The 19,172-nt window shown below is 65.8% G+C and carries 18 protein-coding genes and 1 other RNA gene; 4 read left to right on the top strand and 15 right to left on the bottom strand.

All coding sequences use genetic code 11. From position 1 onward, the window contains the following. Nucleotides 1-80: 80 nt before the first annotated feature. From EMQ25_RS03970 to rsmH, 3 genes are read right to left on the bottom strand one after another with little or no spacing between them, the layout of a single operon-like run. Complete coding sequence (locus tag EMQ25_RS03970) at nucleotides 81-1,787, bottom strand: peptidoglycan D,D-transpeptidase FtsI family protein (RefSeq protein WP_244606458.1); 1,707 nt, start codon at nucleotides 1,785-1,787, stop codon at nucleotides 81-83. Between the two features lie 6 nt (nucleotides 1,788-1,793). Further along, nucleotides 1,794-2,177, bottom strand: a complete 384-nt coding sequence (gene ftsL, locus EMQ25_RS03965) for a cell division protein FtsL (protein ID WP_127187235.1) — start codon at nucleotides 2,175-2,177, stop codon at nucleotides 1,794-1,796. Continuing rightward, nucleotides 2,174-3,166, bottom strand: a complete 993-nt coding sequence (rsmH, locus tag EMQ25_RS03960) for a 16S rRNA (cytosine(1402)-N(4))-methyltransferase RsmH (RefSeq protein WP_244606457.1) — start codon at nucleotides 3,164-3,166, stop codon at nucleotides 2,174-2,176. Before rsmH ends, ftsL begins: the two co-directional genes overlap by 4 nt. 269 nt (nucleotides 3,167-3,435) lie before the next feature. On the opposite strand from rsmH, the gene EMQ25_RS18475 reads away from it, so the two are divergent. Further along, the gene (locus EMQ25_RS18475) at nucleotides 3,436-3,564 is read left to right on the top strand and encodes a hypothetical protein (RefSeq protein WP_280177625.1); all 129 of its coding nucleotides are present in this window, start codon (nucleotides 3,436-3,438) and stop codon (nucleotides 3,562-3,564) included. Between the two features lie 148 nt (nucleotides 3,565-3,712). Here EMQ25_RS18475 and EMQ25_RS03955 read toward each other — a convergent pair whose 3' ends face one another. The 8 genes from EMQ25_RS03955 to EMQ25_RS03915 form a co-directional block, all read right to left on the bottom strand. Continuing rightward, entirely contained in the window at nucleotides 3,713-3,934 is a 222-nt protein-coding gene (locus EMQ25_RS03955; protein WP_127187234.1) for a SlyX family protein, read from the bottom strand. Nucleotides 3,935-3,960: 26 nt separating this feature from the next. Beyond that, nucleotides 3,961-4,334: RNase P RNA component class A (gene rnpB / locus EMQ25_RS03950), an RNA gene on the bottom strand. A 35-nt stretch (nucleotides 4,335-4,369) separates the two neighbouring features. Next, nucleotides 4,370-5,092, bottom strand: a complete 723-nt coding sequence (locus EMQ25_RS03945; RefSeq protein ID WP_127187233.1) for a J domain-containing protein — start codon at nucleotides 5,090-5,092, stop codon at nucleotides 4,370-4,372. A gap of 101 nt (nucleotides 5,093-5,193) precedes the next feature. Continuing rightward, nucleotides 5,194-6,123: a hypothetical protein gene (locus tag EMQ25_RS03940; RefSeq protein ID WP_127187232.1), complete on the bottom strand. Its 930-nt coding sequence runs from the start codon at nucleotides 6,121-6,123 to the stop codon at nucleotides 5,194-5,196. Between the two features lie 127 nt (nucleotides 6,124-6,250). After that, nucleotides 6,251-7,153, bottom strand: coding sequence for a methylenetetrahydrofolate reductase [NAD(P)H] (gene metF, locus EMQ25_RS03935; RefSeq protein WP_127187231.1), 903 nt, complete (start codon nucleotides 7,151-7,153; stop codon nucleotides 6,251-6,253). Next, nucleotides 7,150-8,124, bottom strand: a complete 975-nt coding sequence (locus EMQ25_RS03930) for an ArsR/SmtB family transcription factor (RefSeq protein WP_127187230.1) — start codon at nucleotides 8,122-8,124, stop codon at nucleotides 7,150-7,152. Before EMQ25_RS03930 ends, metF begins: the two co-directional genes overlap by 4 nt. A 326-nt stretch (nucleotides 8,125-8,450) precedes the next feature. After that, the gene (locus EMQ25_RS03920; RefSeq protein ID WP_158625947.1) at nucleotides 8,451-9,566 is read right to left on the bottom strand and encodes a DUF2336 domain-containing protein; all 1,116 of its coding nucleotides are present in this window, start codon (nucleotides 9,564-9,566) and stop codon (nucleotides 8,451-8,453) included. Between the two features lie 201 nt (nucleotides 9,567-9,767). Then, the gene (locus tag EMQ25_RS03915) at nucleotides 9,768-11,264 is read right to left on the bottom strand and encodes a catalase (RefSeq protein ID WP_127187228.1); all 1,497 of its coding nucleotides are present in this window, start codon (nucleotides 11,262-11,264) and stop codon (nucleotides 9,768-9,770) included. 96 nt (nucleotides 11,265-11,360) lie between these two features. Between EMQ25_RS03915 and EMQ25_RS03910 the strand changes: the two genes are divergently transcribed. Then, nucleotides 11,361-12,260 (top strand): hydrogen peroxide-inducible genes activator, encoded by a 900-nt coding sequence (locus EMQ25_RS03910; protein ID WP_127187227.1) that lies wholly within the window; start codon nucleotides 11,361-11,363, stop codon nucleotides 12,258-12,260. 100 nt (nucleotides 12,261-12,360) lie between these two features. Beyond that, nucleotides 12,361-14,292, top strand: coding sequence for an autotransporter outer membrane beta-barrel domain-containing protein (locus tag EMQ25_RS03905; protein ID WP_127187226.1), 1,932 nt, complete (start codon nucleotides 12,361-12,363; stop codon nucleotides 14,290-14,292). Here EMQ25_RS03905 and EMQ25_RS03900 read toward each other — a convergent pair. Together EMQ25_RS03900 and rarD are read right to left on the bottom strand one after the other, a co-directional pair. Continuing rightward, entirely contained in the window at nucleotides 14,280-14,879 is a 600-nt protein-coding gene (locus EMQ25_RS03900; protein ID WP_127187225.1) for an MOSC domain-containing protein, read from the bottom strand. The two genes, EMQ25_RS03905 and EMQ25_RS03900, sit on opposite strands and share 13 nt — an antisense overlap. Further along, nucleotides 14,876-15,832 carry an EamA family transporter RarD gene (gene rarD / locus EMQ25_RS03895; protein ID WP_127187224.1) on the bottom strand — a complete coding sequence of 319 codons (957 nt, stop codon included), beginning with the start codon at nucleotides 15,830-15,832 and terminating at the stop codon, nucleotides 14,876-14,878. Before rarD ends, EMQ25_RS03900 begins: the two co-directional genes overlap by 4 nt. Nucleotides 15,833-16,034: 202 nt before the next feature. Here rarD and EMQ25_RS03890 point away from each other — a divergent pair, with 202 nt between their 5' ends. After that, nucleotides 16,035-16,484, top strand: coding sequence for a host attachment protein (locus tag EMQ25_RS03890; protein ID WP_127187223.1), 450 nt, complete (start codon nucleotides 16,035-16,037; stop codon nucleotides 16,482-16,484). 33 nt (nucleotides 16,485-16,517) lie between these two features. Here the strand turns inward: EMQ25_RS03890 and EMQ25_RS03885 are convergent, their stop codons facing one another. Beyond that, nucleotides 16,518-17,348 carry an alpha/beta fold hydrolase gene (locus EMQ25_RS03885; protein ID WP_127187222.1) on the bottom strand — a complete coding sequence of 277 codons (831 nt, stop codon included), beginning with the start codon at nucleotides 17,346-17,348 and terminating at the stop codon, nucleotides 16,518-16,520. A 133-nt stretch (nucleotides 17,349-17,481) separates the two neighbouring features. After that, complete coding sequence (ettA, locus tag EMQ25_RS03880) at nucleotides 17,482-19,137, bottom strand: energy-dependent translational throttle protein EttA (RefSeq protein WP_127187221.1); 1,656 nt, start codon at nucleotides 19,135-19,137, stop codon at nucleotides 17,482-17,484. Between the last annotated feature and the right edge of the window lie 35 nt (nucleotides 19,138-19,172).

Below are 19,172 nucleotides of genomic sequence, written 5' to 3'. Positions count from 1 at the left end.
GGTCGAATCCCGATTGAGTGCCGACCGAATCTATCGCATCGGCAGGCGCGGCGGAACCGGCCATGCAGCGGCCCGGCGCCTCAGCGCATTGCCGCCTGCACGATCGCGGCGTCGAGGCCCTCGTTGAAATCGGGCTTGATGCCGAGCATGGGCGCGATGCGCTGCACGATGCGGCCGCTCATCTCGCCCGCATTCCAGCCCGCCGTACGGCCCGATTGCGCATTTTCGGCCTCGGGTTCGTCGATCAGGATGACGATTGCGTAGCGCGGGTCTTCGAGCGGGAAAGCCGACGAAAAGACGTTCAGCACCTTGTCGGAAGAATAGCGTCCGTTGACGACTTTTTCGGCCGTTCCGGTCTTGCCGCCGAGCCGATACCCGGCGGCGAGCCGGTTCATCCGCGTGCCCGAGCCCTCGAGCGCGTTGAGGCGCATCAGATAGCGGATCTCCTGGCTGGTCGCCGGGGAGATGACGGGTTTGTAGAGCTGACGGGCCGCGTCGAGGTCGCGCTTGTAGAGCGTCGGGTTCACCATGAAGCCGTCATTGACGAAGGCGGCGGTGGCGACCGCCATGTGGAGCGGGCTGATCGAGAGGCCGTGCCCGAACGATGCGGTGGCCGCGACGATCTCCGAGAAGGTGGCCGGCACGACGGGATCGCGCATTTCGGGCAGTTCGAACGGCACCCGCTTGTCGAAACCGAGCGTGGTCAGGAAGGCGCGGAACTCGTCCTTGCCCATGGCCTGCATGATGCGGATCGTGCCGATGTTGGAGGAGTATTTGTAGACTTCCGACGCATCGAGCACGCGATGCTTGGCGTGGAAATCGTCGATGGTGAAACGCCCGAAGCGAATGCCGAACCGGGCATCGAACTGATCGGTGATCTTGACCCGACCGCTATCGAGGGCGCCGGCGAAAGTCACCGTCTTCATGGTCGAGCCCAGCTCGAAAATGCCCGAGGTGATGCGATTGAAGCGGTCTTTTTCGAGCGCCGTCGCCGGTACGTTCGGGTCGAAATCGGGGAGCGAGGACAGGGCGAGCACCTCGCCGGTGCGCACATCGAGGATGACGCCGGCGGCCGCGATCGCGTGATAGCGCGTCAGCGCGTCGGTCAGCTCCTGGTGGAGGACGTGCTGCACGCGCATGTCGATCGAGAGCTCCACCGGCGCCAGCTCGCGCCCGCGCGCAATGCCGAGCTCCTGCAGGAGCGCGACCGATTCCCCATCCATGTGACGCTCGATACCGGCAATGCCCTGATTGTCGATATTGACGGCGCCGAGGACGTGGGAGGCTTCGTGCCCTCCAGGATAGAAGCGCTTGCTTTCGGTGACGAAATCGAGCCCCGGAATGCCTAGCTGCAGGATGCGCTCCTTGAGGGCCGGCGTGATTTCGCGACGGACCCAGACGAAGCCCCGGTCACCGGTCAGCCGATTGCGCAGCCACTCCCGGTTCATGTCGGGCATGACCGTCATCAGCGCCTCTGTCGCCTCATCGACATCGATGATCCGGCGCGGCTCGGCAAAGAGCGAGGGCACGCGGATGTCGACGGCCATCTCGAGGCCATTCCGGTCGAGAATGGCCGGCCGCGTGGCGGTGATCGCATCGCGGGTCTGACCTTCGATCGTGGGGTCGTTGACGACAGAACCGAGCTGGACGAGCCGCCCGCCAACGACCGCAAAGCCCAAAACGATGGCGACGATCACCCAGCGGATCCGGGCGCGCGTGAGATTGCCGCGGGCCTTCCGGCCTCCGTCGAGCGCAATCGGCTTTGTCCCTTCGGTGGCTATCGCCATGGCGTGCTACTCCTCAAGGATCTGTTCGAGAATCTGGTCGATCGGGTCGATGCCGGCATTGAGGAGCTGGAAGAGCTCGTCGAGCGCGTCGGTATCGGGTTCGGCCGGCCGCATCGGGATGTCGTTGAAGCTGCCGAACTGCTTCTGATCGATGCGCACGAGCGCCAGCGCCGCTTCGTGCCTCTGCACGATGGGGGCGATGTGACCAGGCTGGTTGAGGAACGACCAGTCGGCCTTCAGGAGCGAGAGCTCGGCCTCCTGCGCCTCGATGGTGCGCTCGAGCGCGAATTTCGAGGACGCGGTTTCCTCCACCGAGAATTTGAGCCCATAGACGGCCACGAGCCCCAGGATGGAGGTCAGCACCAGAATGAAGTTGAGCGTGCGGATCATCTGTCACCTCCCCGCCCGGGTACGCCGAGCCCCGCCCTGTCCACGGGGCGCGCAGGGCTCGCGGAGCGGAGCGCGCTACGGAGCACGGCAGAGCGGCTGCGCGGATTGCGTTCGAGCTCGGTCCGGCCCGCCTTCATCGCCTTGCGCACCTCGCGCCAGGGGCTGAGTGCGCTTTGCACCTGCGGAAGGTGTCGGGACCGGGTGGGTGCAGCTTTCTCCGGATCGAGGAAACGCTTCACGATGCGGTCTTCGAGCGAATGGAAGGAGACGACGGCGAGCCGGCCGCCCTCGGGCAGGATGCGCTCGGCGGCGAAAAGTCCCTCAACCAATTGCCCGAACTCGTCATTGACCGCGATCCGGAGCGCCTGAAAGCTGCGGGTCGCCGGGTGCATTTCGCCAGGCTTGCGCCCGATGGTCCGCTCGATGAGCGCGGCGAGGGCCGTTGTGGTCGTAATCGGGGTCTCGGCGCGTGCAGCAACGATGGCTGCGGCGATGCGCCGGGAGCGGCGTTCCTCCCCATAGGCGAAGAGGAGGTTTGCCAAGGATTTTTCGTCGAGCGTGTTGACGAGATCGGCGGCCGTTTCGCCCTCGCCGGCCATGCGCATGTCGAGCGGCCCCTCGCGCATGAACGAGAAGCCCCGACCGGCTTCGTCGACCTGCATGGAGGAAATGCCGATATCGAGGACAACCGCGTCGGGCGATCCGCCCGCGAACTGATCGAGCTCGGAGAATGTTCCGGGGACGAAGGTGAAGCGATCGCCGAATTCGGCCGCGAGCGCATCGGCAAAGCGTCTCACATTGGGGTCCCGATCGATCGCGGTGACGGTTGCCCCGGCCTCGAGAAGCGCTCGCGAATAGCCGCCTGCCCCGAACGTACCGTCGACCACGCGCGCGCCCGCAAGCGGCGCGAGGGCTGCCAGCACCTCGGCGAGCAGCACCGGCACATGGGCCTGGCCACCTTCATTATCGGGCATGGGGGATGTGCCCATGTAAGACGCAACTCCACTCCGGCCGGTTCACCGGTACGCTGGGCTCACCTTCGGGGAACCTCTGCGCAATGTGCGCCGTGGAGTTTAAGATTCTGTTTCCCATGAGGGTGCGGGGCCCAGCGCAGACGGGCCGGCGACATCGGCACGCGCCTCGAAAGGATCACGAAAGTGTCAAGGCGCCGCCTTGCGGGCAGGCTAACAGGGTCGGGTTCGGCGGAGCGGGCAATCGCCCGGCCCGTTCGAGCTTTGGACAATCAAGGAGATCATCCATGAAGACCAAACGCCTGCTGCCGCTGATCGTCATTTCGGCGCTCGCCCTCGCCGCCTGCGACAACAGCCCTCCGGCAAACACCACCACCCCGCCGCCCGCCGACGCACCGGCCACCCCGGCACCCTGACGGGCGACGGAGCGCGAAGCCTTTATGCCCGTCACTGCCGGGCTCGTCCCGGCAATCCATCGCGTGCTGCACTGGACCACCGGGACGCGCCCGGTGGTGACGGGGGTGGATCTGATGCAACGGCCTGCCAAGGCGCGGTGCGCCGCTTTCAGTAATGGGGCGGGGGCGGTTCGGTGCGGGTGCCGTCGCGGGCGGCGAGTTCGGCTTCGGCAATGTCCTCGACCAGCCGGTCGAGCCGGCGCTGCAGTGCGTCGATGGCCTTCCATTGGGCAGCGAGCGCGGCACTCAGATCTTCGATCGTCTGGTCCTGATAGGCGATATGGGTTTCGAGCGTCGCGATGCGCTCATCGAGAGAGTCACGCTCTGTCATCTCGTGTCCTCGCAGCCTGGGCGGTCGACGCCAGTTGACCTGTAAGCCGGGTTCTGTAGGGCCGAGTTTCCTCGACGTGGCGACCATTCATCTGGGAACGCCGTTGCCGGCGCCCTCATGCAACCAACCCGGATGACTGGCCTCGAAAACCGGCCGGGCCTAAACCCGCGTCATCCCTATTTGGTCTTGCTCCCGGTGGGGTTTACCCTGCCGTCCCCGTTGCCGGGGCCGCGGTGCGCTCTTACCGCACCCTTTCACCCTTGCCCGGCCGGAGCCGGGCGGTTTGCTTTCTGTGGCACTTTCCCTGGGGTCGCCCCCGCCGGACGTTATCCGGCACCGTATTTCGATGGAGCCCGGACTTTCCTCCCCGCCTGAGCGGAGCGGCCGCCCGGTCAACTGGCGTCCGGCGCATGTAGGGAGCACCTGCCCTCCCCGTCAAGGCGTGAAGGCGATCTGCGGTCGTGCCGGCGCCTTGGCGATCTTGCCATAGGCCTGGTTGATCGCCTGCATGCGGGCCGTCGCGACCTCAATCAGTTCCTCGGGCACGCCCTTGGCGATCAGGCGGTCCGGGTGATGTTCGGCAACGAGCTGGCGATAGACACGGCGGACTTCGGCGGCATCGGCGCCAGGGACGAGACCGAGGACGAGATAGGGGTCCGTTCCGTCGTCGAGCAGCACATGCTGGGATGCGATCTGCTCGAACCGCACGTCATCAAAGCCGAATATGCCGCTGACGGCGCGGAGGTATTCGAGCTCGGCTTCGTGCACCATGCCATCGGAGGTGGCGATGTAGAAGAGCCCGTCGAGCACGTGCTCGAGGGTCTCGGGGCTATCGGAAAAGAAGCGGCGCACCTTGCGTGCGTAATGCTCGAAGCCCGCAACGTCCTGTCGGGCCAGATCGAAGAGGCGCTCCACCTGCGCCGCCTCCTGCTCTGGCACCTCGACGGTGCGATAGAAGGCGCGGACTTCAGAGCGCGTGACGACCCCGTCCGACACTGCCATCTTGGCCGAAAGCGCAATCAATGCGAGCGTGAACGCGGCATCCTTGCCACCCGGGAGCCAGGTGTCAGGATCAAGCAGATTGGCGAGCGAACCCGCAAGCCCGGTGCGGTCGCCGAACGACCCCACGATCTCGCCAATGCGCCCCCAGACAGACATCGCAGCCTCCGAATCGCGCGCACCTTAGCGAGCGCGCGCCCGCCCACCAATACGAAAAGGCCGGGCAGTGCGCCCGGCCCTCACGATGATGTCGCTCGCGCTCAGAACCAGTCCGAATTCTCGACGAACTGGCCATCGCCGCGCTGGCGGTTGAACTCGTCCAGATACATGCCCTGCGGCGGGGAGCTCGCACTCGATCCGCCGCCGCGGGAGATGAGCCCGCGCCGTTCGAGATAGTCGGCAAGCGAACCCGAATCCCACTCCTGCAGCTGATCGCTGGTGATGATCGGCGCGGGCGGGATCGGACCGGTGCTGCGCTCGCGCGCGGCGACTTCGGCTTCGTCGATAACGAGCGGCGCATCGCGGGTGAAGGTTGCGGACGAATTCGGCGTCGTGTTCGCCGGGGGCAGCACGGCCTGCTGCTGCTGGACGGGCGCCGCGGGCCGCATCGAGGCGGGCATCGGCACGGGCGCGGTCGGCGTCGTGCCGGGCTGCGGCAGGGCCGCCGTGCGCTGGTCGGCCGGCTGCGCGGGCGTGGGCGATGCGGGCGTCGCGGGATTGGTCGAAGCCGTCCCGGTCGCGGGTGCGGGTGTGACAGCCCGGCCATCGGGCGTCACAGCAGTCGCGCTCGGTCCTGCGGGCTGGATTACGCGATTGGGCGTCGGCGCGGGGGCCTCGGGGCGCGAAGCGGTCTCGGTGCGCGCCGGCGTCTCCCCGCCCCCGGAAATATAGGACGGCATGGGACGGCCCGAAGCCTCGAAATCGGCGACGGGATCGCCGGTACGGTTCGGGCGCGTCGGGGTCGCGGCGTCAGCCGCAGGTGCGGTCGCGGGGGTGATGGTGGCCGTTTCGGTGCGCGCATCGAGCGCATTGCCGTCTAGCGCGTTGGCGCCCACGCCCGGCGTTACGCTGGCAGCACGTGGCTGCTCTCCGTCGCCGAGGCGCGCGAGGAGATCTGCGGATGGGATCGCCAGGACCAGGAACATACCGGCCCAGGCAAGGCCACCGGTGACGCGACGGTCGAGTTTCATGTCTGTTCGTCCTCGGGTCAGACTGAAGGCACTAACTGGCGCTGAAGACCAGTTTTTTAAGGCCATTTTAAGGATGGCGCAGTCTGGCCATGCTGCGCCATCCAAGCTGAACCGGGGGTGAACGGGATCAGTCGGGCCGGACACCCAACAGGCGCGCCAGCGCCAGAACGAGGTTCGAGCGGTTGAGGGTGTAGAAGTGGAACTCGGTCACGCCCTCGTCGACGAGTTCGAGCACCTGTTCGGCGGCGACCGCAGCGGCAACGAGCGCATGGGTCTCGGGATCCTCTTCCAGCCCCTCGAAGCGCTCGGCCAGCCAGTCGGGTATGCCCGCCCCGCAGCGGGCGGCGAACCCCGCGATCTGCTTGAAGCTGTGGATCGGCTGGATGCCCGGCACGATCGGCGCGGTGATGCCCGCAGCGCGGGCGCGTTCGAGAAAGCGCAGATAATCCCCATTGTCGAAGAACATCTGGGTGATGGCCCGATCGGCGCCGGCGTCGAGCTTGCGCTTGAGATTGTCGATGTCGGCCTGCCAGTTGGGGCTCTGCGGATGCTTTTCGGGATAGGCCGCAACCGAGATGTCGAAATCCCCAAGCGCACGGATGCCGGCGACGAGTTCGGCGGCATTCCTATAGCCTTCCGGGTGCGGGACGAAGGGCTGCCCTACCCCTTCGGGCGGATCCCCGCGCAGAGCGACGATGCGGTTTACGCCGGCGGCTGCGTAGCCGCGCACGACGCCGTCGACCTCCTCGCGCGAAGCGCCGACGCAGGTGAGGTGCGCGGCCGCATCGACGCCGCTTTCGGACTTGATCGCCGAGACCATGCGCAGGGTGCGCTCACGCGTCGTGCCGCCCGCGCCATAGGTGACCGAGACGAAGCGCGGCTGCAGCGGCGCGAGGCGGGCGAGGCTTTCCCAGAAACGCTGCTCCATGGCATCGGTCTTGGGCGGAAAGAACTCGAAGGAAAGTGCGAGCGGCGGGCGGGCCGCCGCGACGAGGCGGCTGGCCCGCGCCTGCTCGTGGATTTCTGTCATTGCGAGCGGCTCCTTTGGGTGTCGCTGGTGTCGGTGAGGCGCCAGAGGCAGACGGTCAGCCCCTCCGGATCTGCCGTATTGGGAAAAGCGCGGTGTTCGGCGACGGAAAGCCCGGCAGCGTCGGCCCAGCCCGCCATCTGCTCGCCCGACAGGCCAAGCCGCCTGTGGGCGTGGCTGGTGCGCAGGAATTCGAGCGCGTGAGGCGCAAAATCGACGATGAGGATCTCGCCTCCACCCCGCAGCGCACGCCGGACCTGGGCGAGCAAACGTCCCGGATCGTCGAAATAATGGAGAACCTGATGCAACATGATGCGGTCGGCCCGCCCGATCCCCGGGTCGAGGTCGGCAATGTCCCCGAGGCGGACCTGCGCATGGCCGATGCCGGCGGCGGAGAGCTTGGCGCGCGCCACCGCGATCATCTCGCGGCTGCTGTCTATGCCGACCCCGTGCCGATAGCTCGGCGCCAGGAGCTCGAGCATGCGCCCGGTGCCGGTCCCGAGGTCGAAGAGGGATTCGACCGGACGATCGGCGACGCAATCGAGAACCGCAGCCTCGACCGCCGATTCGGGCACGTGCAGGGCACGCAGCATGTCCCAGTCGCCGGCGACCTTGGCGAAATAGGCGCCGGCCTGCGCCTGCTGGCTCTGGCGCACGGCCTCGAGCCGGGCCCTGTCGCGCAGCCGATCGGGATCATCCTCGTCCAGCCGCGCGATCAGGAGTGGGGCGAGATCGGCGAGCGGCCCACGATCAGCGAGGCGGTAATAGGCCCAGGCGCCCTCGGCGTGGCGCACGACGAGCCCGGCATCGGCAAGGAGCTTCAGATGGCGCGAAACGCGTGGCTGGCTCTGGCCGAGGATCTCGGTCAGATCCTTGACCGAATGCTCTCCATCGGCGAGCAGAGACAGAAGTCGCAGCCGGGTCGTCTCCCCAGCCGCGCGCAATGCGCCCACCAATCGCTCGGCATCAGCCAAACCACGCCCTCCATAGATATAAAGATATCTTTATATCTATCGCGGCCTTGTGGTCCAGCAGAAATTCGGCCGTTCAGGCGGGCTTGAGTCCTGCGACAAAAGGAGAGACCGAGCCGTCCCAATGACAGTGCCGGCACCGGCCGCCCACCATCTCGTGGCGGCATGCGGGCTTGCCATAGAGCCAGTGCGCACATTCGGGGCAGAGCCCGTCCATGACCGAGCGCGCCTTGAGAAAGGCGCTGCCGCATTCGTCGCAGGTTCCATGGGCATCCTGAGCCATTTGATCAGAGATCATGGCGCCAGGAGCCGGTCAAGGCGATGGCGGATCAGGCTTCGGCGGATGACCGGCGGCGAAACGAGTGGGCGCGCCAGAGCTCGAAGATTTCCTCGGCCTCGTCCTGCGTGATCGCCTCGAAGCGGGCCCGCACATTGGTACGGTCGGCCTCGGTCGGCATGTCGCGCCAGGGGAGCGTGGCCACCATCGCATCAAAGAGGTCGGGCGATACACCCATCGCACGCAAGGCGACCGTCACCGCGACATAATCCTGCATGGCGAGCCATTTGACGAAGACTTCGGGGCTGACGCGGAGCAGCACGGTGGCCGCGGCGGCGGTGTGATGACCATATCCAAACCTGGCGAAGCGCAGCAGGGCGCGCTCGTCGAGCTGCTTGCGGTCCGAAAGCGCCTTCACCTGATTGTAGGCGACCTTCCACTCCTGGCTCGAAAAGCCGGCGCGATTGCGCATGCGATTGTAGACGACGGCGTTGACCTTGCCGATCGTCGAAGGATCGAGCGCGATGCTGCTGCCGATCATGTTCTCGAGGAATTTTGCGCCCGTGGCCGAGATCTGGCCCGAAAGGCCCTTCCAGTCGATATCGGCGCGCCCGCGCAGGTCGGACGCGATCTCGGGATCGGTGCCCGCGCGTTCGGCAAGCCGGATGGCGGTCGCCGGAGCAATGCTCGCCCCTTCGTTCCGGACCAGCCGCACCACGGATTGCGAGCCGCCATGGGCGACGATCGCCTCCCCTACCCGCTCGGGCACGCTCGCCCGGCCCGCAATGGCCACGCGATGGGCCTCGCTCTGGCGCGAGACGATGTCGATGAGATCGTCATCGGACAGCACGTTGGAAAATTCGAGCAGCGGCTGGGCGACGCTGAAATCATCATTGGCGAGCTTGACCACGACCATGCCCGGAGCCCGATCGAGCGGCGCCAGAAGTTTGGCGACATGCGCCCGCGCCTCGGTCTCGACGAGCTCGGCGAGCTGGCAGAGCACCTCGTCATACTGGGCGACCTGCTCGTCGTCGCAGCGATCTGATACGTAGGAATAAAGCTGCGCCATGTTCCGGAAGAGCTGGTCGCGCTCGGTGATATTGGAATCCCCGTTCAGCACCCTGAACGACGAGAACGCCCTGGTCGTGCCTTCATCCATTTCCTGCATCCCGCTACTCCCCGGCATTGCGCCGACGTCGGCACGACATTGACAGAAGCGGGTTTCAGCCCGGCTGAAGCCGACCGCTCCCACTTGAATAAAATGCGATCCGTTAGCAGCCCCTAAAGATGGCGAAAGGCCGCCTTCCGCCAGAAGCGAAAGACGGCCCGGGAGCCCCCTGTGAGGCAGGGCTTCGTTGACGCCGGGATGCTATTCGGCCGCGGCCGGGCTGCTCTCGCCATCCGAGATGCTGTCCTTGGCCTTGCCGGCCAGCCGCGCACGGGCCTGGCGCACGCCATCGGCATAGTCGGGGTGGATCCGGCCGAAATGCATGAGCTGACGCTCGATGATCTCGTCGGGCACACCTTCCATGGCGGCGGCGTAATTGTCGTAGAGCCGCTGCTTCTGGCCCTCGTCGAACAGCTCCCAGAGCGCGCGGGGCTGGCCGTAATCGTCATTGCCCTCGCGATGGTTGTAGCGGTCCGCGTCGCCCGAGATTTTCAGCGGCGGCTCCTGCACGGACTTGTCCTCGACCGGACCACCGAAGGAATTCGGCTCGTAATAGGCATCCGGATTGGGATTGTTCGGGAAGAAGCGCATGGCGCCGTCCTTGTGGTAGTGATGGACGGGGACCTTCGGAGCGTTGACCGGCAGCGCCTCGTAATGCGTACCCAGCCGATAGCGGTGCGCATCGGCATAGGAGAAGACGCGCGCCTGCAGCATCTTGTCGGGCGAGAAGCCGATGCCCGGCACGACGTTGGACGGCGAGAACGCGACCTGCTCGATCTCGGCGAAGTAATTGTCCGCATTGCGGTCTAGCTCGAGCACGCCGACGTCGATCGGCGGATACTCTGCATGCGGCCACACCTTGGTGAGGTCGAACGGGTTGTAGGACGTCTTTTCCGCATCCGCCTCGGGCATGATCTGGACCTGCATCTTCCAGCGCGGATACTCACCGCGCTCGATCGTGCCGAACAGCTCTTCCTGATAGGTCTCGCGGCTCTCGCCGACAATCTTCTCGGCCTCGGCATTGGTGTAATGCTTGTGGCCCTGCATGGTCTTGAAGTGGAACTTCACCCAGAACCGCTCGCCCTGATCGTTCCAGAGCGAGAAGGTGTGGCTGCCATAGCCGTTCATGAACATGGGCGCGACCGGCAGTCCGCGATCGGAGAACAGGATGGTGATCTGGTGCAGGCTTTCGGGGCTCTGCGACCAGAAATCCCACATCGCGGTCTTGGACCTGAGATTGGTCCGCGGGTGGCGCTTCTGGGTGTGGATGAAATCCGGGAACTTCAGCGGATCACGCACGAAGAAGACGGGGGTGTTGTTGCCGACGAGGTCCCAATTGCCCTCGTCGGTGTAGAATTTGAGCGCGAAGCCACGGACGTCGCGCTCGGCATCGGCCGCGCCGAGTTCGCCGGCCACGGTCGAAAAGCGCGCGATGAGCGGGGTGCGCGCACCCGGCTGAAGTGCCTTGGCGCGGGTGTAGCGGGAAATGTCGCCGGTGATGGTAAGCGTACCATGGGCACCCCAGCCCTTGGCGTGCACGACGCGCTCGGGAATGCGCTCGCGGTTCTGGTGGGCGAGCTTTTCGATGAGCTGGTAATCCTGCAGCAGGACGGGACCACGCGGACCCGCCGTCTGCGAGTTCTGGTTGTCGGGCACCGGCGCACCGGCGCTGGTGGTCATGCGGGGACGATCGCTCATGGGTTCCTCATAATTAACCTGGAATGATTCCAAACATAACGCATCGCTCGCGATAGGGCCAATTGATTGATCTAACCGATCTGATAAGCTTATCCTATGACGCTCACACTCCGACAGATGCGATACTGCCTCGCACTCGCCGAGACCGGCCATTTCGGCAAAGCCGCCGAGGCCTCCGCGATCACGCAGCCCGCGCTGTCCCAGCAGATCGCCCTGGTGGAGGCGGAAGTCGGCGCGCCGCTGTTCGACCGGCTCGGCCGCACCGTGCAGCCGACCGAGCTCGGCCGGGAGGTGCTGGCGCTCGCCCGCGACGTCGTGGCCTGCGCGGATGCGCTCGAGCGTTTCATCGTCCGGCAGGCGGGCGCCCCGGCCGGTCCGATCCGCTTCGGGCTGATCCCGACCGTCGCGCCCTATCTTCTGCCCGAGATCTTTCCGCATCTGCAGCCACAGGATGGGCCGCAACGCTTCCAGATTTCGGAGAACCGAACCGAGGCTCTGCTCGCGGGGCTGGCCGATGGGAGCCTCGACCTGGCGCTGATCGCGACCACGCCGCCCTCGGCCGGATTGCGGCTCGATGTGGAGCCGCTCTTTGAGGATCCTTTCGTGCTCGCGATCAGCACCAGGGAGGCGGAGGACACCCCGATCCCGCTCGGGGCGATTGCGACCGAACGCATGCTGCTGCTCGATGAAGGACATTGCTTTCGCGACCAGGCCATTGCGGCCTGCAGCCTGACCCCGGAGCACCACAAGCGTGTGTTCGCAGCGACCTCGCTCTCGACGATCGTCGAATTCGTGGCGAGCGGACAGGGCATCACGCTGTTGCCCGAGATTGCGCTGCGCAAGGAGGCAGCCGATCCGCGCATCGCCATCCGACGGCTCGTCGCGCCCGGGGCGGGGCGGACCCTGCAGCTCGTCTGGCGTCACGGCCACCGCCGCGCAGCCGAGTTTCGCGACATCGCACAGCTGATCCGCGAGACGCGCACAAAAAGCGACTGATCCGAATCACTTTTTGCTTGCCAACAATTCTTCGATCCGTTTTTGTACGCACATACTATTTAAGAATTTTTAACCAAAGCATTTGCCTTGGGGGCAGTTCATGTCGATGGGTATTCGCGGCCTTGCGCTGCCCGTTACTGTATTGACGTTTTTTCTGGTTGCCGGGACGCCGGTGACCGCTCAACACTTCGATCCCGACGCGGAACCGCCACCGGTTCTACCCGACGATCCGGACCCAGAGGACCCCCACCCCTGGGAGCCGCCTGACAATCCCCTGGACCCGGAGGATCCGGACGAGCCCGGAGACGGCGGCACCCCGGACGATCCGCAGGAGCCTGACGGGCCCGGCAACCCTGACGGGCCGGACGAGGAGCCGATGGACCCCGTCGATCCTGACGAGCAGACCGATCCGCAGGATCCGGGCCAGCCGGGCTCTGGGGGCGACGATGGCAGCGAGCCCGATCCGGTCGAGACCGAGCCAGATGAGACCACCCCACCGGGCGATGACATTCCGGACACAGATGACCCGCTGCCGCCATCAATCCCGGACAGTTCCGGCGGCGAGCTCGTGGCGGGTCCGCCGCCCGGCGATCTCTGCTATGAAGCCGAAAGCGGCGCAGAAGAGGATTTCAGCTGCTACATCATAACCGATGACACCCTGCTGAGCCCCGTCCCCGTGCATCGCTGGCGCTATGACGGCCCGATGGGTCGCCGGCTCGGCGCCGCGTTGAGCGGAGACAAGGGCTCGGCCTGGCAGAGCGCGCTCTCGCCATTCCTCACCATGGGCCCTGCTGCCTATTCGCATCAGGAGGCCGACCCCGAAATCCTCGAGATCGACCATGCGAGCGATCTGCACGACGCCGTCGAGGACCATCCTCTCATAACCGACGACCCCGGCAAGGCGACCCTGATCCCCGAGGGCAGCACCTATCGGATCTATACGACGAACCGCACGACGCTCATGCACGAGATCCACGACGTGCCGGTGTCGCTCACCGCTCAGGGTGCGGCGGTGCTGGGCGGCAATCTGCACACCCTCGTCATGCCCCTCGGCCACGAGCTCACCGGCGGGTTTCTCGACGCCATGCAAGCGGGACCAGAGGGCATGCTGGCGGCCCTGCGGACGCCCGCGCCCCTCGCCTATGCCGGCGGTGCGTTCCAGCCGCCCGTGCTCGATGCCATCGCCTATCAGGCAGCCGTCCCGGTGCGGTCCGGATGGAGCGGATGGATCAGCGCGAGAGGCCTGCGGCTGGATGAAGACGCCTCAGGGCCCTTCCCCGGCTGGTCGGCCAGTGGCGGCAGCATCGATGGCGGAGCGCTCTATAGCGACGGTCCGCTCCAGATCGGCCTTGCAGCAGGGGTCGGATCGGGGCGGATCAACGAGGATGTGACCGGCGACACCATCGACTATCAGGGCGTGACCGTCGGCGCGCAGGCGCGCCATGATTTCGGCGAATGGAGCCTCCGCGGTGGAATCGGCCTTGGGTATCACGGCCTCCAGACCAGACGGCTGAGCTTCGGGCCGGATGCGGCGAACGCCGAATACGACATGCAGACCCTGTTCGCCGATATCGAGGCGAGCCGGCCGATCGTCCTGGGCGAATTCGATCTTGAGCCCTTTGCCGGCCTGCGGGTGAGCCATGTGAGCGTCGAGGGGTTCACCGAAAGCGGCTCGGAGGTCTTCGACCTTGCCGGCGGCGGGGTAAGCAGCACGCGGTTCACGCTCTATGCCGGTGCGCGGATCGCAGCGAGCTATCGTCTTGCCGAAGGCGCGACTCTGAGGCCCGAAGGACGGGCGCAGCTTGGCTATGATCTCTCCGCAGAAAGCGAGGGGCTCGCCGTTCGCTTCGTCGGCGACGATACGGGCTTCGTCATCACCGGACGAACGCCCGAGCGGTTCTCGGCTCGGATCGGAGGCGGCATCGAGATGGCACTCGATGACGGGCTTTCAGGACGGGTCGACTATGACGCGGTCTTTGCCGGCAGCGTGCTTGCGCACCGGTTCAGCGCAGGGCTCGCCTATCGCTGGTGAGGCTCGGGGTCCGGATAGGGTTGCTGCTCCCAGATCCGGACCCTGACCGTCTCCCCTGCCGTAATCCTGCCGGCGCGCTCGACCCAGCCCAGGACGCCCCGCCGGTGCTGCGCAATCTTGACGAATGCGAATTCGAGATCGGGGCGCCCCTCGACATGCCGCGCGATCATGGCGCCCGATTTCCGGCACGGACCATTGTCGCCATCGATTCGGATGGTGACGCCGCCATCGAACATCAGCAGCGTCCGCGGCGGCAGGAGGCTGACATGGGGCACCCCTTCGAGCACCAGATTGCCACCGATCCATTCGGCGGCTAGGCACGGAATATCGAGATCGCGCGCGAGGGCCAAGAGCTCGTCCTGCCCGAGGATGGACAGCTGGCGCTCGTTGCGCATTTCGGTGCCGCGCGGATACCAGGGCTCGCGGGGTCCGCTCTTGCGCAGGAGGCCCGAATGGCGATCCGCCGGGATGCCTTCATATGAGAGGTCGAGGGCGGGGACGGCCGTTGTTTCAAAGCTCGAGCCTTCGGCTGCGAGCAGCTGGGTGACCCGGCCCTCGAGAGTGCGCGCCCTGATAAAGGGGGTCATGCCTCGGCTCCCTTTCGCCTGTGCCGCAGAACGGTATCAAAGGTGAAGATGGCAAGCGAGAGCCAGATCAGCCCGAAGCTCAGCAGCCGGAGCGCGTTGAGGTCTTCGCCGAAATAGGTGATGGCGAGCATGAACTGCAGCGATGGCGCGAGATATTGCAGCATGCCGATCGTCGTCATCCGCAGCCTCCGCACGCCATAGGAGAACAGCAGGAGCGGCACCGCCGTCACCGGCCCCGTCAAGAGCAGCAGGCCCATGGTGTAGGGATCGGCATGCGGTCCCCATCCGACCGTCAGCACGCTATAGGCAAGATAGGCGAGCGCGAGCGGCACCATGAGGGCGGTATCAACGAAGAGCCCAGTGGTCGCGTTGACCGAGGCGGTCTTGCGGACATAGCCGTAGAGCCCGAAGCTGAACGCGAGGCCGAGCGCGATATAGGGAATGCCGCCGATGCCGGCCGCCTGGATGCCGATGGCGATCACGGCGACGCCGATCGCCACCAGCTGCAGGCGGTTCTGCTTTTCCCCCAGCAGCACCATGCCGAGCGCCACGTTGATCAGCGGGTTGATGAAGTATCCGAAGCTCGTTTCGAGCACATTGCCGCTCTCGACCCCGTAGATGTAGAGCGACCAGTTGAATGCCAGAAGCAGCGCCGTCAGGGTCATCACCGCCATGGTTCGGCGGCTCGAGAAGACGATCTTCACCTCGTGCATGCGGCGCGCGACGAGCAGGATGGCGCCCACCAGCACCAGCGTCCAGAGCGTGCGATTGGCGACGATGGTGATCGTATCGACCCCTTCGAGCAACGCAAAGAAGAGCGGCAGGAAGCCCCACAACAGATAGGAAAAGAGCGCGGCAATGAGGCCGGCACGCTGCTCCTCCTGCTCGGGGGTGCGCGCCACGCGCGCGCCGACATCCGGGCGGGAATGGGGGTCGAGTTCGGGAAGTGACATCGGAGACTCCGCGTCCGCGGACGCGGACCTTCAGTCTTCCCTAACAGCCGTGCCGACGCTTCGCCAGTCCAAGCGCCCATCGCTGCAATGAAATTGCCGCAGATGGCCTTCAACCTTCGAGCCGGCCGCGCGTTCGTTTCGTGCGGCACCGGGGCGCTGGTCGCCTGACCCGTGCCGTATTGTCAAATGAGGAGCAGAATTCATGAAAAAGACCGTCACCTGGTTCCTGATCGCCGATGGCGCGCAGGCTCGTGTCCTGGAAAACACCGGCCCCGGAAAGGGCCTGCGCCAGGTCGGCGGTCTCGATTTCGGCATCGAGCCACTGCAAGGCAGGGACATCGTGACCGATCGCCCCGGCCGCCGCGCGGACACTGGACCCGGCCAGCGGAGCGCCATGGAGCCGCGCACCGACCCGGTCGAGCAGCGTGAGACAGCGTTCGTCAAGTCGATGGCCGACATGATCGAGCAAAAGCGCGCCGAAGGGGCCTTCGACCGGCTGGTCATCGCTGCCGCGCCAACGGCGCTCGGGGTGATCCGCCCGCATCTCTCCGATGGCGTCAGAAAGACGCTGCTGGCCGAGGTGCCGAAGGACCTCACCAACATCCCCACCGACAAGCTCGGCACCCATTTCGAGGATGTGATGGCGATCTGAGATGCCGGCCCCGCCCGCCTCGGCGGGGCCTGTTTACTCTTCCACTTCGCCGCTGACGGCAGAGAGGAACTCGAGCAGCAGCGGATTGAACAGATCGGGCCGCTCCAGATTGGGCAGATGGGCCGTGCCCTCGAGCACGACCGCAAAGGCATTCTCGAACTCGTCGGAAAGCTCGTTGTGCCGATCCACGATGTGGGGGAAGTCGAGCTCCCCTACCATCAGCAGCACAGGCGCAGTGATCGTAGACAGGATGTCGATCGCGGGCTCCCGCTCGTCCTCCAGCGTCAGCTCCGCGCCCTTGCGCAAGGCCGTGCCGTTCATTTCGAGGAAGAGGTCGCGCACGCCGCCATCGACGCGCCCCTGGTGGCTCAGCGGTCCATCGAGCCACATATGAGCTGCGATGCGATTGACGCCGTCCCAGTTCTCGCGCTCGGCGGCATACTCGGCCGCATCGAGGATCACGGCGATGTCGTCGGGCAGGTCCGGTTCGTCCTCGCCGCTGACCGCCGTACCGACCAGGACCAGCCCGATGGTGCGTCCGGGGTTCTCGATCGCGAAATCGATGGCGAGCGCACCGCCCATCGAGCCGCCGACGAAGACCGCCGCATGGATGCCGAGCTGGTCCAGCACCGCCTCGAGATCGACCAGATGGTCGAAGGGTTCGTCCGGCGCGACGGTTTCGCCATGTCCCCGCCTGTCATAGGCCACCACATGGTAGCCCGCGCCCGCCAGCGCATCCATCTGCGACCGCCAGACGCGCCGGTCGGCCACACCCGGGTGCAGGAACACGACGGGCATGCCGAAGCCACCCGATTCGCCGACAAGGGTTGCGCCGTCGAAATTCACTTCGAAACGTGTCGCCATTCTTGATCTCCAGCCTCGTGGGACGGAGCGCGGGCCACACGAGAGCCCTGCCCCGCCCGGCGCCGCATCCGGACATAGCCGGATGGCGCCGGGCGCAGAACCGCGACAGCAAGGCCGCGGCTCCCGCCCATGTTCAGCGCGTCAGGCGCTTGTAGGTCGCGCGGCGCGGGTTGACCGCATCGGGCCCGAGGCGACGGATCTTGTCGGCCTCGTACTCGGCAAAATTGCCCTCGAACCATTCGACATGGCTGTCGCCCTCGAAAGCGAGGATGTGGGTCGCGAGCCGATCGAGGAACATGCGATCGTGGCTGATGATCACGGCGCAGCCGGCGAACTCCTCGAGTGCCTCTTCGAGCGCGGCGAGGGTTTCGGTATCCAGATCATTGGTCGGTTCGTCGAGCAGCAGGACGTTCGCGCCAGATTTCAGCATCTTGGCGAGATGGACGCGGTTGCGCTGCCCGCCCGAGAGATTGCCGACCTTCTGCTGCTGGTCGCCGCCCTTGAAGTTGAAGGCCGAGGTGTAGGCGCGTGAGTTCATCTCGCGCTTGCCCAGCATCAGAATGTCGTTGCCCCCCGAGATTTCCTCCCAGACGGTGGCGTTGGGGCTGAGCGTATCGCGGCTCTGGTCGACATAGCCGAGTCGCACCGTCTCCCCGACGGTGATCCCGCCGGCATCGGGCTTTTCCTGCCCGGTCAGCATGCGGAAAAGCGTGGTCTTGCCCGCGCCATTGGGGCCGATGATGCCGACGATGCCGCCAGGCGGGAGCTTGAAGGTCAGATCCTCGATCAGCACCCGATCGCCATAGGATTTGGTGAGCCCCTCGACGTCGATGACGTTCTGGCCGAGCCGCTCGCCGGGCGGAATGATGATCTGCGCGTTCGAGGACTGGGTGCGCGCCTCGTTGAGCTGAACGAGCTCGTCATAGGCACGGATACGCGCCTTCGACTTGGACTGGCGGGCCTGCGGGGACTGGCCGAGCCACTCCTTTTCGCGCTCGAGCACCTTCTGGCGCGCCGCATCCTCGCGCTGCTCCTGGGCGAAGCGCTTCGACTTCGCCTCGAGATAGGCGGAGTAATTGCCCTCATAGGGAATGCCGCGACCCCGATCGAGTTCGAGAATCCAGCCGGTGACGTTATCGAGGAAGTACCGGTCGTGGGTGATGATCAGCACGGCGCCGGGGAACTCACGCAGATGCTTTTCGAGCCACGCCGTGGTCTCGGCGTCCAGATGGTTGGTCGGTTCGTCGAGCAGCAGCAGGTCGGGCTTGGAGAGCAGCAGCGCGCAGAGCGCGACGCGGCGCTTCTCGCCGCCCGAAAGCTTGGTGACGTCCGCATCTGCGGGCGGGCAACCGAGTGCTTCCATTGCCACCTCGACCTGGGATTCGAGATCCCAGAGGTTCTGGCTGTCGATCACGTCCTGAAGCTGGGTGGCTTCGTCGGCGGTCTCGTCCGAATAGTTCATCATCAACTCGTTGTAGCGGTCGACGATGTCCTTCTTCTCCTTGACGCCGGTCATGACGTTGCCGAGGACGTCGAGGGCGGGATCGAGCTCGGGCTCCTGCGGCAGATAGCCGACGCGCGCACCGTCGGCGACCCAGGCCTCGCCGGTGAACTCGGTCTCGATGCCCGCCATGATGCGCAGCAGGGTCGACTTGCCCGAGCCGTTGGGCCCGAGCACACCGATCTTGGCATCCGGGTAGAAGCTGAGATGGATGTTGTCGAGCACCTTCTTGCCGCCCGCATAGGCCTTGGACGTGCCGTGCATGTGATAGATGAATTGACGGGCCATTGGCCGGAAACCTCGAAAGTCCTGTGTGATTGGGC

This window comes from Arsenicitalea aurantiaca, from assembly GCF_003994485.1.
In the GTDB taxonomy this organism is placed as follows: Bacteria; Pseudomonadota; Alphaproteobacteria; order Rhizobiales; family Devosiaceae; genus Arsenicitalea; species Arsenicitalea aurantiaca.
The sequence above is the reverse complement of the archived record's forward strand: the minus strand, read 5'-3'. Positions and strand labels throughout refer to the sequence as shown.